The following is a 13,282-nucleotide window of genomic DNA, read 5'->3' on the forward strand; positions in this document are numbered from 1 at the left end:
CCAGTGCCGATCCTGAAATGAATCCGCGCCGCTGGTCTGACCGGCGGCGCGGTTTTCGTTTTGGGCGGATCAGCCCAATGCAGGCTGGTCAGAAGCGGACGGTGACGTCCGCCCCAACCATGTTCACGCTGCCACGATTTTCCGAACGCAGGGTGCTGGTGATCGCGGCGGGGGTGCCGCTGTAGAAGTCGTCCTCCCGGTCCAGCGCTTCGGTGGTTACGAACACATGGGCGTAGGAGAAGCGGGTTTCGATGTTGTCGTTCAGCTTCCAGCTTGCGCCCGCCGTCAGCCACACCCGGTCTCCGTCGGGCACGCGGCTGGTGCGATAGCGATCCACCGTGGGGGTGGAATCGGTGGCGACTCCGGTGCGGACCGTCCAGCGATCGGACACATCATATTCGCCGCCAAGGTGGAAGCTCATGCTGTCGCGATAATGTTGCGGCGAGCTGCTGATGGAGACCCCATCAACCGTTTCGATGCGGATGGCATCGAACACGGACCAGTTGGTCCATTCCGCGCTGGCAAGGATGCGGGCGCGTTCGCTGGCCCGGATGGCGGCGGAAAAAGCCAGGCTGTCCGGCAAGGTGATGGGTGCGCGGGCGTCTGTTTCGCCGTTGGACCCGGCGAGCGGGCCGAGCAGGCCGCTGACGGTGAAGCTGCCCTTCAGCTTGTGCTTCACCTGCGAGCGATAGTGCAGGCCGACAGCGATGGGGCCGGATTCGAAGCGGCCGCCGATATCCCAGCCGAAGGAGATGTCGTCACCCTTCACCCGCGCGCTGCCGTCTGCCAGCAGGGGCGAGAGGTTGGGCAGGGCGTTGTTCAGATCCGCTTCGATATATTGGATGCTGACGCCGCCGCCGATGGAGAAACGGTCATCCAGCTTCCACGCCAGCGAGGGCTGGACATTGTAGGTCTTCACGACGGAGCGGGTGCTGTCATAGCGGCCGAACCAGCCGTCGTCATAATCCACCACCAGCCCGAAGGGGGTGTTCACGCCCATTCCGGCCCACAGCCGGTCTGTCAGCTGCATGCTGGCATAGAGGGTGGGGACGATGATCACGGGGTGGAAAGGATTGCCGCCATCGCCGCCGCCGGTGGCGATCGCGGTGGCAAGGCCGGGCACGCTGCGGGTGGTGCCGCGGTCGCTCTGGCTGGATTGCACGAACAGCAGATGCGCGCCGCCGGTGGCGGTGAAGCCTTCCAGCTTCGTCATGCCGGCCGGGTTGTACCAGACCGTGGCGGCGCTGTCGGCGATGGCACCTTCCCCCGCAAAGGCGCGGCCAACGCCGCCCGGAGAGGCTTCGCGCAGGGCAAAGCCAGAGGCGAACGCCGGAGCGGCGAGGAGCGTGAGCGGCAGGGCAGCGGCAAGCGCGCGCGCAAAAAAGTTCGACATGTGAGGGGAGCTTTCCAGAAATCCGTTGGCGCGCCCGTTGCCGATCCACCCGTTCCCGGTCAAGCGAGTCGCGACTTTCGGAGGGGTCCCCAAATAGCATATGGCAGCCTGTCCGGCGAGGCTGACCCCGCCGGACAGGTCCGCAACCTACATCCGATGCAGCGCGCAGAGCTTGTTGCCGGACGGATCGCGCAGATAGGCGAGGTAGAGGTTGCCGGTGCTGCCGCTGCGAGCGCCCGGCGGATCTTCGCAGGCGGTGCCGCCCGCCTTCAGCCCGGCGGCGTGCCATGCGTCCGCTTCTTCCGGGGATTTCATCGCGATGCCGATGGTGGAGCCGTTGCCGCAGGAGGCGGGCTTGCCGTCCAGCGGCTTGGTGATGGCGAAAATGCCGGTGGGGGCCATCCAGAACACCCGGCCCTTATCGTCTGTGAAGCCGGGGTTCACCCCCAGCACGGCGAAGGTTGCATCGTAAAAGGCCTTGGACGCTTCGATATCGTCTGCGCCGAGCATGATGTGGCTGAACATCTCTCTCTCCCCATCTGGCTCCCCGGATGGGGTCGCCGCGCGCCCTGAATGCCCGCGAACGGCGGCAAAGTCGAACTCTCAAGGATGATGAGACGTGCGCGGGTGCCGGGCTGCTCGACACTGCCGCGCCCGGCGCTAATATCCGGTGATGCAAAGCGAGATTCAGCAGGACGGCCCGCCGCCGGGCATGTTGTGGGTGCCGGGCGGGCAGTTCCGCATGGGATCGGACGTGCATTACCCGGAAGAAGCTCCGGCGCATGCCGTAGAGGTGTCGGGTTTCTGGATGGATGAAACGCCGGTGACGAACCGGCAATTCGCCGCCTTCGTGGCGGAAACCGGCTATGTGACGGTGGCCGAAGTCGCGCCCAGCGCAGAGGATTATCCCGGCGCGGACCCCTCCCTGCTGGTGCCGTCCAGCCTTGTCTTCACCCCGCCGCCGGGGCCGGTGCGGCTGGACAACTGGATGATCTGGTGGGCCTTTGTGCCGGGCGCACACTGGCGGCAGCCGCTGGGGCCGGGCGGGCCGCAGGCTGAGGAGGATCACCCCGTGGTGCATGTGTGCCACGACGATGCCGCCGCCTATGCGCGCTGGGCGGGGAAATCGCTGCCGACAGAAGCCGAATGGGAATTCGCCGGCTGGGGCGGCAACAGCAGCCATGAATATGCCTGGGGCGACGAGCTGGAGCCGGACGGGCGGCATATGGCCAATGTGTTTCAGGGCCAGTTCCCGTGGCGAAACAGCGAAGCGGACGGGTTCGCCCGCACCTCTCCGGTGAAAAGCTTCCCGGCCAATGCGTTCGGGCTGTACGACATGATCGGCAATGTGTGGGAATGGACGGACGACTGGTATGCTGCCCGCCACGAAGGCCCGCCCGTCGGCAAAAGCTGCTGCGTGCCCGCCAATCCACGCGGCGCGGCAATGGACGGCAGTTTCGATCCGGCCATGCCGGGCATCCGCATTCCCCGGAAGGTGCTGAAAGGCGGCTCTCACCTGTGCACCCCGGATTACTGCCGCCGATACCGCCCTGCCGCGCGCCACGCGCAGATGCTGGACAGCGCGATGAGCCATCTGGGCTTCCGTTGCATCATCCGGCCGTCAAAACCGGCCTGACCTAGCTCTATTGCAGATGGCATAGCCCGCTCGCCCTTCGGCATGAGGGGCCCGAAAGGAATGCCGATGATCGAGAGCAACGCGCCCATGCTGGAGGGCATCCGGATTCTGGATTGCACCGGGGTGGTGTTCGGACCTTATGCAACGCAGATTCTGGCGGATCTGGGCGCAGACGTGATCAAGGTGGAAGCGCCCGGCATCGGCGACCAGTTCCGCTGGGCCGGCAAGCATGCGAAAACCCCGGGCATGAGCCCCGGCTTCATGGGGCTGAACCGGGGCAAGCGCTCGATCGAGCTGGACTTGAAGACGGACGAGGACCGCGCCGCGATGCGGCAGCTGGTGGAAACGGCCGACGTATTCATCCTGAACGTGCGGGGCAAGGCGGCGGAAACGCTGGGGCTGGATTATGACAGCATCCGCGCGGTGAAGCCGGATATCATCTACGCCCATTGCCTCGGCTTCGGGGAAGACGGCCCCTACGCCGGGCTTCAGGCCTATGACGATGTGATTCAGGCTATCACCGGCACCACCAGCCTGCTCTCCCGCGTGGATGGCAACCCGGCGGCGCGCTATCTGCCCAGCCTGATCGCCGACAAGGTGGCCGGGCTGCACGCCGCCTATGCGGTGCTGGCCGCCATCATCCATAAGCTGCGCACCGGTGAAGGGCAGAAGATCGACGTGCCGATGATGGAGAGCTTTGCCCACTTCATGCTGCTGGAGCATCTGGGCGGGCGTACCTTCGATCCGCCCACCGCGCCCATCTGCTATTCCCGGCAGATCGACCCGGATCGCCAGCCCTTCCGCACCGCAGACGGCTTCGTCAGCATCGTGCCCTACACAGACGAATCCTGGCCGCGCCTGTTCGAGGCGCTTGGCAACCCGGTCTTTCTGGAACAGCCGCAGCTATCCACCCGCGCCGGGCGGGCGCAGAATCTGCCGGCCCTCTATCGTGAAATCGCCCGTCTGACGGCCAGCCTCGGCAGCGCCGACGTGCTGGCCCGCTGCGAAGCCGCCCGCATCCCCGCCATGATCGCCCGCGACATGGCAGACGTGCCGGACGACCCGCACCTGAACGCGGTGGGCTTCTTCCGCCGCACCGAACACCCGACCGAAGGCGGATGGCTGCAGCTGAAGCCTCCGGTGACCTTCTCCGGCTGGGAAACACCGGGGCCGACACAGCCGCCGCTGCAAGGCGAGCATGGCGCGGAGATCCGGCGGGAGGTTGGGATCGGTTAGCGGGGCGGTGGGTTGGCCTCCGGCGGCCCGGGCTCTGCCCGGGACCCGGCAGGGGCGTGACGCCCCTGCACCCCCTGAGTTTTTCTGAGCCCCTCCCCTGCAGGGGAGGGGTTGGGGTGGGGGCCATCCGCTTGGCGCGAGGTTCGAGGTGATGGCCTGCGGCGCTTTGGAGCCTGTCCCACCCACCACCCCACCCGTCACCCCGGATCAGGCCCGGCGTTGCTCCCCTCTCTCCAACTCTCTCCCCAGCGGGGAGAGAGAGCCACGTGGCGCCGCAGGCAACCGAAGCGGATCACTCACACGGCGTTGGAGTTGGGGCGCGACGTGAATTTTGAGGGTGCAGGGAAATCATTTCCCTGCCCGCGCGGCGCGCAAAAAAAGCCCAAGGCCGGGTTCCAAGGGCAAAGCCCCGCCCGCCGGAGCCCCCACACCGCCCCAAAAAATCCCACCTTGTATCCCCCGCCCCGCACGTGCAGGTTCTTGGGCCATGCGAACCCTGCCCTTGCTCGCGGCCCTGCTTGCCGCCACCGCCGCCCCCGCTTTTGCCGCTGACGCCACGGAGCCCGCCTTCCGCGCGCTTTATAAGGAGTTGGTGGAGACCAACACCGTCGTGAACGAGGGCAGTTGTACCAAAGCGGCCGGGCAGATCGCCGCGCGGATGAAGGCGGCGGGCTTCACGGACGATCAGCTGGTGCAGTTCGCGGTTCCCGAGCATCCGCAGGATGGCGGCCTCGTCGCCATTCTTCCCGGCACAGACAAGCGCAGCAAGCCGATCCTGTTGCTGGCGCATATCGACGTGGTGGCGGCAAAGCGGGAGGATTGGCAGCAGGATCCCTTCACGCTGGTGGAGAAGGACGGCTATTTCATCGCGCGCGGCGTCGCGGATGACAAGGCGATGGCGGCGGTGTTCGCAGACAGCCTGATCCGCCTGAAACAATCCGGGCCGAAGCTGCGCCGCACGGTGAAGCTGGCGCTGACCTGCGGAGAGGAAACCTCTGGCGCGTTCAACGGCGCGGAGTGGCTGGCCAACAACCGCCGCGAGCTGATCGACGCCGAATTCGCCCTGAATGAAGGCGGCGGTGGCCGGCCGAAGCCCGATGGCACGCCCGAACTGCTGGCGCTGCAGGTGGGCGAGAAACATTATCAGGATTTCGAAGTCACCGCGACGAACCCGGGCGGCCACAGCAGCCGCCCCGTGCCGGATAACGCGATCTACGATCTGGCAACCGCGCTGAAGGCGGTGCAGGCGTATAAATTCCCGGCCCGGCTGAACGACACAACCCGCGCTTTCTTCACGGCCGTCGCGCCCACGCAGCCCGCCCCGGTCGGCGCGGCGATGCTCGCCATCGCGAAAAATGAAAAGGACGAAGCCGCCGCTGCGCTGCTGTCCGGCGATCCGATGATGAACGCCATGCTGCGCACCACCTGCGTCGCAACGCAGGTCAGCGCGGGCCACGCCCAGAACGCGCTGCCGCAACGCGCCACCGCGAATGTGAATTGCCGCATCATTCCCGGCGAAACGGTGGAAACGACCCTCGCTGCCTTGCAAACCGCTATCAACGACCCGGCGATCAAGGTTGCACCCAAAATCAGCCGCAACAAAATCGCGATCCAACCGCCGATGAGCGCCGCCGTGGTCGAACCTGCCAGGGCGGTGGCGAAAAAGCACTTCCCCGGCGTGCCCGTCCTTCCTACCATGGTGGTGGGCGCGACAGACGGCCCCTTCCTCTCCGCAGCGGGAATCCCGGTCTATGGCGTTCCGGGCATCCTCTACGAAGCTGACGGCGGCGGGGTTCACGGCCTGAACGAACGAATCCGCGTCTCGTCCGTGCTGAACGGCCGCGCCTATCTGCACGACCTGATCATCGCCTATGCGAAATAGCGGCGCGTGACGCCACCGCGCGCCTTCAGCCGATCGCCTTATACAGGCTGAAGAAGCTGGTTGCCGTCAGCACGATGCCGACGAGCAGCAGCAGGGTCTTGGCCGGGATTTTCTTTGCGAACCATGCGCCGAAGGGGGCGGCCGCCACGCCACCGATCAGCAGGCCGGCGGTGACCAGCGTGAAGGCGTGCAGGCCGACGGTGGCGATAAAGGTGATGGAGATGGCCAGCGTCAGCACGAATTCGGCGGTGTTGACGGTGCCGACGGTTTTGCGCGGATCCGATCCCTGAATCAGCAGGTTGGAGGTGACGACCGGCCCCCAGCCGCCGCCGCCAGAGGCATCGAGGAAGCCGCCGACGAGACCGAGCGGGGTGACGAGCCTCGGGTCTTTCACCGGCGGCTCGGACGGGTAGGTAAGGGCTTTGTAGAGCAGGTAGAAGCCGATGCCGGTGAGGTAGGTCATTACGAAGGGGCGCGCGACGGAGCTGTCAACCGAGCCGAGCACATAGGCGCCCAGCACGCCCCCGATCACGCCGGGGATGGCGATGCGGGCGAACAGCTTCCAATCCACATTGCGGTGCAGGATGTGGCTGATGCCCGATGCGCCGGTGGTGAACAGCTCCACCATATGCACGCTGGCCGAGGCCCGCGCCGGGGGCACGCCCATCACGCTGACGAGCAGGGTGGAGGTGATCACGCCGAAGGCCATGCCCAGCGCGCCGTCCACGATCTGGGCGGCGAAGCCGATGGCGATGAACGGCAGGATCGCCTGCCAGTCGATGCTTTGTAGAAACTCTGTCATTCCACCTCTCTCGCAGCCCCGAGTAGATGGGCTGGGGCCGGGATTGGCAACCGGGCCGGGCGAAAGCCTTTCTTTGGGGCGACACATTTCTCTTTTGTTGTGGTTGAGATTGGGAGTCGCGGCCCCCTTCGTTAAACGCCCGCCCTCAGGCCGCTCGGGAAAACCCCAGCCGCGCAATCCGCATCAGCAGCAACCCTGCCAGTCGTGCGCGTTCGCCAAGGCTTTCGACGATCAGATACTCGTCGGCCGAGTGGATCGCCCCGCCGCGCACGCCAAGCGTATCCACCACGGCAAGGCCCGTGGCGGCGAGGTTGTTGCCGTCGCAGACGCCGCCCGCGTCGCGCCAGCCGATGGGCAGGCCAAGGTCTGCGCCGGTGGATTTCACCAGTTCGAACAGGCGCAGCTGGTTGGCATCCAGTGGTTTGGGCGGGCGGGCGAAGTTGCCGTGGCGGTGGGCGGAGACGTCATGCGCGCGGGCGACCGCGGCGATTGCGCCTTCCAGCGCAGCGTGCGCGCGGGTTTCGGCTTCCGGGGTGGCGGGCCGCATGTTCACGCGCAGCACTGCGCTGTCTGGCACGACATTGTTGGGGCCGCCGCCTTCGATCTTCGCGACGTTCACCTTCAGATCCGGCGCGATCAGCGCGGACAGGCGCAGCGCGAGGTCAGCCGCGGCGATCACGGCGTTGCGGCCTTTTTCCGGTTCGCGGCCCGCATGCGCGGCGCGCCCGGCGATGTGGATGGCGAAATTGCCGCTGCCGGGGCGGGCACCGGCCAATGTGCCGTCCGGCAGGGCGGGTTCGAACGTCAGGCCTGCGTCCACCCGGCGCGCGGCTTCCAGCAGCAGCGGAGCGGAGCCGGGGGAGGAGACTTCCTCGTCGGAATTCAGCACCACTTCATAGCCGAGATCGTGCGCCCATGGGCTGGCTTCCAGCGCTGTCAGCGCGGCCAGCATCACGGCGATGCCGCCCTTCATGTCGGCCACTCCGGGGCCGTTCAGGATGCCCGGTTCGCGCCAGTCCAACGTCTGGAACGGGTGATCAACCGGGAAAACGGTGTCGTAATGGCCCGTCAGCAGCACGCGGGTGCGGGCCTGCGGGCGGACGATGAGGTGGAGGTTCTGCCCATGTGCCAGCGAGACGACGTCGCCGCTGGGCAGCATCTGGCTGGCGTCGGCCGGGTCAAGCGCCCGCACCTCGCCCAACGAGGCGAAGGCGTCGGCCAGCAGCCCGGCGGTGGCGGCGAGGCCAGGCAGGTTGCGGCTGCCGCTGTTCACCGCGCACCAGCGTTCGACTTGCGCCAGCATGGCGGCGGGATCGATGGTGGCGAGCGCGGCCTGTTCGGCGGAGGACAGGCTCACAAGTCTGCCGCAAGTCTGCGGCCGGGCGCGATCTCGTCCGGATCGACCAGCACATGGATCAACGCCGCCTTGCCCCGGCAGCGTTCCAGCGCCGGGGCAAATTCGGCGGTGCTGCGCACGGTTTCGCCATGCAGGCCGAAGCTCCATGCGAAGGTGGCGAAATCCGGGTTGGTCAGCCGCGTGGCAGAGGGGCGGCCGGGATAATCGCGCGCCTGATGCATGCGGATGGTGCCATACTGCCCATTGTCCATCACCACAAACAGCGGCGTGGCCCCTTCATGCGCCACCGTCGCCAGCTCCTGCGCAGACATCAGGAAATCGCCGTCGCCTGCCACCACCACCACCTGCCGATCCGGGTGCAGCAGCGAAGCCGCGATCCCGGCGGGAACGCCATAGCCCATCGCGCCGGACGTGGGGGCCAGCTGCGTGTGCGGCCGGCGGTGCAGGTGGAAGCGGTGCAGCCAGGAGGCGAAATTGCCCGCGCCGTTGCAGAAAATGGCGTCCGGCGGCAGCTGATCGGACAGGGTACGGATCACGTCGGCTGGGTTCACGCCGGACTGCACGGCTGTGGGGCGGCTCCAATCCCGGTGCAGCGCCGCCATCTCCGCCACCCAGCGCGTCCGTTCATGCGGCGGCAGCGTGGCAAGCGCCGCCAGCGCCTCCCCGGCGCTCGCCTGCACGGCAAGCCGGGGCTGCCATGTGCGGCGCAGAGCTTCGGGATCGGCGCAGACGTGCACCAGCGCGCGGGCGGCGAAATCCGGGTCGATCAGCGTATAGCCTTGTGTGGCGTTCTCGGTGAGGCGCGCGCCCACCACCAGCAGCAAGTCGGCCGATTTCACCGCCGCCAACAGCGCCGGGTTGGCGCCCAGTCCCAGCTCCCCGGCATAATGCGGGTGGGCATTGTCGAACCGGTCCTTGCGTCTCCAGCTGGTGACAACGGGCAGGCCAAGCCGGGTCGCGACCAGTTCCGCCATCCGGCTGTCGTCCGCCGACCACAACGGCCCGCCCAGCAGCAGTATGGGCCGTTCGGCGTGCTCCAGCAGGGCAGAGATGGCCTGGATGGCCCGCTGAGGCGGCGCGGGAGGCTCCAGCGGGGCGGGGGCGAGCGCCACGCCCGGTGGTGCCTCCAGCGCCAGCTTGTCGTCTGGCAACACCACCACCACGGGGCCGGGGCGACCGGACAGGGCGGTCGCCAGCGCAGAGGCCATTTGTTCGGCCACGCGCGCAGGTTCGCGCAGGGTGATCACCTGCTTGGCGATGCTGCCGAAGACGCGGTGATAATCCACCTCCTGAAAGGCCTCTCGGCCGATCATATCGTCCCCCACCTGCCCCACCAGCAACAGCAGCGGCGTGGAATCCTGCTGCGCGGTGTGCAAGGCGATGGCCGCGTGGGTGGCACCGGGTCCGCGTGTGACCATGGCGACTCCGGGCAGGCCGGTCAGCTTGGCGGCGGCTTCGGCCATGTTCCCGGCGGCGGCCTCGTGACGACAAGTGACAAGGCGGACGGGCACGTCACGCATGGCATCCAGCAAGGGCAAATAGGATTCGCCGGGCACGGCGAAGGCATGAGTGATTCCGGCAGCCGCGAGGCTTTCCGCGATCAATGTGGAGACCGTTCGGCCCATGCGAAAGGCAAAGCCGCGCAACAGCGCCTTGTCAAGCATACCCGCCCCCTGCTAGGGGCCGCCCCTCCAGAGCGCGGAGCGGTGGCCGAGTGGTCGAAGGCGCACGCCTGGAAAGTGTGTATAGGTCAAAAGCCTATCGTGGGTTCGAATCCCACCCGCTCCGCCAAACATCTGATATAATTGAATAATATATCACATATCACAAATTACCCCCGGATTTCCGGGGGTTTGCGGGCGCAGGCCAACCGGGGCCTGGCCGTGCGGCGGCGGAGGTTGACGGAAAGAGCCTGGATTCTCTGTGGCGGATTTTGGCGGTTGGGAGTGTGGTGAGGGGCTTCAGACGCGTTGCGCGACGACGCCCATGAGCCGACGCTGATCAGACCAGGATGGCGCGATGCGCTTCAGGTCCTTCGTGCTCTCGAGATTGAGGTCGGCGGGTGCTGTGCCGTCGAGTAGCGCTTCCACGATATCGGGTGCCAAGAACGTCAGGCGGAGGATGCGGTCGAGGTATGGGGGTGACAGGCCTTCGACCCTTGCGAGATCGGTGACCGTCAGATTGGTATCGGCCGTGAGGCGCTGCCACCAGCTATGACCCAGGGCAATGGCTGCAAGGAACTTAGCGTCGACCAGGCCTGGGGCGGCGCGCTGGCCATTGTCCAGAATGAACCGCACCGCGAGCCCGGAGCGCCGGATGCGAGCAGGGATGGTGATATGCATTGCATCCGAAGTGACCGTATCGGCGGGGAGTCCTAGCTCTTTGCCGAGAGTGGTTGGCTCGAAGGTGAGTTCGACGGCATCTTCCCGCACGGCGACGCGACGGACGATGCGGCCGAGTACAGCCTGCACCGCAAGACCTCGCTTGCCATCGAGTTTGGCGAGCAGCGCTTCTGACCGGCTCACGATAGATGCCAGGTGTTTGGGGTCAGCCGTCGATGCCCCAAGCTGTCGTGCAATGGCGATGGGGTCCTTGAGCTGTCCGACAATGGCCTGGAGCACCACCTGCTCCAACTCCCTGGCGGGGATGCGCAGACCATCCAGGCGCTTGTTCCCGTCCCCCTTTGCAAGCCCATGCTGGAGATGCCGACTGACATAGTAGCGGTAGCGGACCTTCCCCTTGCTGGCGTGGGTGGCAACCAGCGGCCGGCCCTGCTCGTCCACAACCTTCCCTGCGAGCAAGCTGGGGTCTTTTGCCGTCGGGCCGAGTTGTGCTCCTTGCATGTTGTCATTGAGTTGGGCCTGGAAGCCGAAGAACACTACTACGCTACCATCAACACACTGAATGTGGCAGCGTGACTCAAACCAACCAGCCTCCGCCAAACCCGGCGCGGTTCAGAACGGATAGAGGGTCATCTTCCTGGTCGGATTGATACACCGGGCCGCAGTGGGGTGGACAACCGGTTGTTTGTGGATGCGATCCTGTGGATGGCGGGTAATGCGGCCCGTTGGCGGGATTTGCCGGAGGTGTTTGGCAAGTGGAGCGGTGTTCATGCGCGGTTTCGGCGCTGGTCCCATGCGGGTGTGTGGGAGAGGCTTTTCCATACCATGGCCGATACGCCGGATTTTGAGTATGTCCTGATCGACAGCACCATATCGAAAGTCCACGCTGACGCGACGGGCGCAAAAGGGGGGCTGAAGCTGCCGCGGTCGGTCGGTTATATAGGGGGCTGACGACAAAGCTGCACGCCGCCGTCGATGCGATTGGCCTGCCGCCGCGCATCCACTCGACGCCGGGCCAATGGGGCGACAGCCCGCAGGCCAAGCACTTCTGTCCGGCTTGAAGGGTGTTGGCCACATCATCGCCGATACCGCCTACGATGCCGATCCGTTGCGCGCCTTCATCGCTCACGATGTGCGGGCAACCGCACAGATCAAGGCCGATCCCCGTCGCGCCAGCGCCCCTACCATCGATTGGAAACTCTACAAGGAGCGACACCAGATCGAACGCTTCTTCAACAAACTCAATCGCTTCTGAAGGATCGCCCTGCGATGCGAGAAAACACTCCAAGCCTTCATGGGCTTCGTCCACCTCGCTTGCACCATGAGCTGGATACGATGAATGCAGACAGCGCCTAGGGGAGGGGTTGAGGTGGGGGCCATCCGCTGGGCACCAGGGTGAGGTTATTGCCTGCGGCGCTTTGGGGCTGCCCACCGACCTCTTCGCACGTCACCCCGGACTTGATCCGGGGTCGAGCTTTCTTCTCCAGCGTTGCCGAAGAACAGCTGGACCCCGGATCAAGTCCGGGGCGACGGGTGTGGTTGGTGGGGAGGTTGGTGGGTTTCTCAGGGGCCTTCGACAGGCTCAGGCTGAGCGGGTCGTGGGGGTAGCGGATCAGGCCCGGCGTTGCTCCCCTCTCTCCACCTCTCTCCAGCGGGGAGACAGAGCCTCCGTAGCGCCGCAGGCAATCGAATCCTGATCACACCCACGGCGCTGAAGTTCAGGCACAACGCAAAGTTAGAGGGTGCAGGGAAATCATTTCCCTGCCCGCCGGAGGCAAAAACCTTCCCGAATAAACCCCAACCCACCCGCAAACGAAGGCGGGCGCGTCAGCCTCAGCTCTCCACCGTCTCCGCTTCAACCGTCTTGCGCGGGCGGCCGCGGCGGCGGGGCTTGGGCGCTTCGTCTGCGGCAGCGGCCTCTTCCACGACGGTTTCGCGCACCGGCGCGCCGCCGAAGGCGACGAGGGCGGCTTCGCCGTCTGACAGGGCCTGTTCGGTGGCCTCCGGCGCGACGCGGTCTTCGCGCACACGCTCCGGGCGGCGGTCCTGCCAGCGCTGGCGGTTGCCGCCGTCCTCGCTGCGGGGTTCATTGCGAGCCTCATTGCGGCCCTCGTTGCGCGACCCGCCGGAGTCGCCACGCTCGTCGCCGCGATCGCGGTTTTCATAGCGCGGGCGGCGCTCGCCGCGCTGTTCGCGGGGCTGCTGCTCGCGCGGCTGGCGCTGTTGCTGCTCGGCCTCGGGCTGTTCGTCGCCGTTCTGGCCTTCGGCTTCGTCGCCATCGGCACCCACGGGATCGTCTTCGAACGGATCGAACACGCCGCGGCGGGCGCGCATTTCTTCCTGGCGGATGCGGCTGTCATTCAAGACGCGGAAATAATGGTCGGCGTGTTGCAGATAATATTCCGAGGCCACCCGGTCTCCGGCCTGATGCGCATCGCGGGCGAGCTGTTTGTATTTTTCCAGCAGCTGGTGGGCGTTGCCGCGCACCCGCACTTCCAGCCGGTTGTTGGTCTGGCCGCCGCTGGCCATCCCCATCGGGCGCGGGTTGCTGCCGTTGTTCCCGCCCCCGCCGCGCCGCCTGCGACCATTCTGCCTGTTCTGCATGCCCGGATGCCGTCCTTCCAATGTGCAGCT

The 13,282-nt window shown here is 66.3% G+C and carries 10 protein-coding genes, 1 tRNA gene and 1 pseudogene; 5 read left to right on the forward strand and 7 right to left on the reverse strand.

Annotation, left to right across the window (positions count from 1 at the left end; genetic code table 11):
* Positions 1–88 precede the first annotated feature (88 nt).
* Together FJQ54_RS07785 and FJQ54_RS07790 are read right to left on the reverse strand one after the other, a co-directional pair.
* A complete protein-coding gene (locus tag FJQ54_RS07785; RefSeq protein ID WP_140927849.1) occupies positions 89–1,393 on the reverse strand; it encodes an OmpP1/FadL family transporter in 1,305 nt (434 codons plus the stop codon).
* A 147-nt stretch (positions 1,394–1,540) separates the two neighbouring features.
* Positions 1,541–1,918 carry a VOC family protein gene (locus FJQ54_RS07790; protein WP_140927850.1) on the reverse strand — a complete coding sequence of 126 codons (378 nt, stop codon included), beginning with the start codon at positions 1,916–1,918 and terminating at the stop codon, positions 1,541–1,543.
* Positions 1,919–2,066: 148 nt separating this feature from the next.
* Between FJQ54_RS07790 and FJQ54_RS07795 the strand changes: the two genes are divergently transcribed.
* The 3 genes from FJQ54_RS07795 (at position 2,067) to FJQ54_RS07805 (ending at position 6,147) form a co-directional block, all read left to right on the forward strand.
* On the forward strand, positions 2,067–3,029 hold the full coding sequence (locus FJQ54_RS07795; protein ID WP_140927851.1) for a formylglycine-generating enzyme family protein: 963 nt from the start codon (positions 2,067–2,069) through the stop codon (positions 3,027–3,029).
* Between the two features lie 66 nt (positions 3,030–3,095).
* Positions 3,096–4,265, forward strand: a complete 1,170-nt coding sequence (locus FJQ54_RS07800; RefSeq protein ID WP_140927852.1) for a CaiB/BaiF CoA transferase family protein — start codon at positions 3,096–3,098, stop codon at positions 4,263–4,265.
* A 487-nt stretch (positions 4,266–4,752) separates the two neighbouring features.
* Positions 4,753–6,147, forward strand: a complete 1,395-nt coding sequence (locus tag FJQ54_RS07805) for a M20/M25/M40 family metallo-hydrolase (RefSeq protein ID WP_140927853.1) — start codon at positions 4,753–4,755, stop codon at positions 6,145–6,147.
* Positions 6,148–6,172: 25 nt separating this feature from the next.
* Here FJQ54_RS07805 and FJQ54_RS07810 read toward each other — a convergent pair whose 3' ends face one another.
* From FJQ54_RS07810 to FJQ54_RS07820, 3 genes are all read right to left on the reverse strand, one after another.
* On the reverse strand, positions 6,173–6,949 hold the full coding sequence (locus FJQ54_RS07810) for a sulfite exporter TauE/SafE family protein (RefSeq protein ID WP_140927854.1): 777 nt from the start codon (positions 6,947–6,949) through the stop codon (positions 6,173–6,175).
* Positions 6,950–7,094: 145 nt separating this feature from the next.
* Positions 7,095–8,252 carry a hydrolase gene (locus tag FJQ54_RS07815; protein WP_235890368.1) on the reverse strand — a complete coding sequence of 386 codons (1,158 nt, stop codon included), beginning with the start codon at positions 8,250–8,252 and terminating at the stop codon, positions 7,095–7,097.
* A 50-nt stretch (positions 8,253–8,302) separates the two neighbouring features.
* Complete coding sequence (locus FJQ54_RS07820; protein WP_140927855.1) at positions 8,303–9,970, reverse strand: thiamine pyrophosphate-dependent enzyme; 1,668 nt, start codon at positions 9,968–9,970, stop codon at positions 8,303–8,305.
* 36 nt (positions 9,971–10,006) lie between these two features.
* Between FJQ54_RS07820 and FJQ54_RS07825 the strand changes: the two genes are divergently transcribed.
* Positions 10,007–10,097: transfer RNA gene (locus FJQ54_RS07825), tRNA-Ser, on the forward strand.
* 170 nt (positions 10,098–10,267) lie between these two features.
* Here FJQ54_RS07825 and FJQ54_RS07830 read toward each other — a convergent pair.
* A complete protein-coding gene (locus FJQ54_RS07830) occupies positions 10,268–11,185 on the reverse strand; it encodes a hypothetical protein (protein WP_140927856.1) in 918 nt (305 codons plus the stop codon).
* Between the two features lie 84 nt (positions 11,186–11,269).
* Between FJQ54_RS07830 and FJQ54_RS07835 the strand changes: the two are divergent.
* Positions 11,270–11,987 (forward strand): annotated as a pseudogene (locus FJQ54_RS07835) (IS5 family transposase).
* Between the two features lie 494 nt (positions 11,988–12,481).
* On the opposite strand, the gene FJQ54_RS07840 reads toward FJQ54_RS07835, so the two are convergent.
* Positions 12,482–13,252 (reverse strand): DUF4167 domain-containing protein, encoded by a 771-nt coding sequence (locus FJQ54_RS07840; RefSeq protein ID WP_235890362.1) that lies wholly within the window; start codon positions 13,250–13,252, stop codon positions 12,482–12,484.
* Positions 13,253–13,282 lie beyond the last annotated feature (30 nt).

This window comes from Sandaracinobacter neustonicus (assembly GCF_006385875.1).
Classification (GTDB): Bacteria; Pseudomonadota; Alphaproteobacteria; order Sphingomonadales; family Sphingomonadaceae; genus Sandaracinobacteroides; species Sandaracinobacteroides neustonicus.

Excerpts from the sequence above, each read along its gene's own strand:
- FJQ54_RS07820 (WP_140927855.1), bottom strand. The coding sequence starts at position 9,970 with ATGCTTGACAAGGCGCTGTTGCGCGGCTTTGCCTTTCGCATGGGCCGA.
- FJQ54_RS07815 (WP_235890368.1), bottom strand. The coding sequence starts at position 8,252 with ATGCTGGCGCAAGTCGAACGCTGGTGCGCGGTGAACAGCGGCAGCCGC.
- FJQ54_RS07790 (WP_140927850.1), bottom strand. The coding sequence starts at position 1,918 with ATGTTCAGCCACATCATGCTCGGCGCAGACGATATCGAAGCGTCCAAG.
- FJQ54_RS07785 (WP_140927849.1), bottom strand. The coding sequence starts at position 1,393 with ATGTCGAACTTTTTTGCGCGCGCGCTTGCCGCTGCCCTGCCGCTCACG.
- FJQ54_RS07840 (WP_235890362.1), bottom strand. The coding sequence starts at position 13,252 with ATGCAGAACAGGCAGAATGGTCGCAGGCGGCGCGGCGGGGGCGGGAAC.
- FJQ54_RS07805 (WP_140927853.1), top strand. The coding sequence starts at position 4,753 with ATGCGAACCCTGCCCTTGCTCGCGGCCCTGCTTGCCGCCACCGCCGCC.
- FJQ54_RS07800 (WP_140927852.1), top strand. The coding sequence starts at position 3,096 with ATGATCGAGAGCAACGCGCCCATGCTGGAGGGCATCCGGATTCTGGAT.
- FJQ54_RS07795 (WP_140927851.1), top strand. The coding sequence starts at position 2,067 with ATGCAAAGCGAGATTCAGCAGGACGGCCCGCCGCCGGGCATGTTGTGG.
- FJQ54_RS07810 (WP_140927854.1), bottom strand. The coding sequence starts at position 6,949 with ATGACAGAGTTTCTACAAAGCATCGACTGGCAGGCGATCCTGCCGTTC.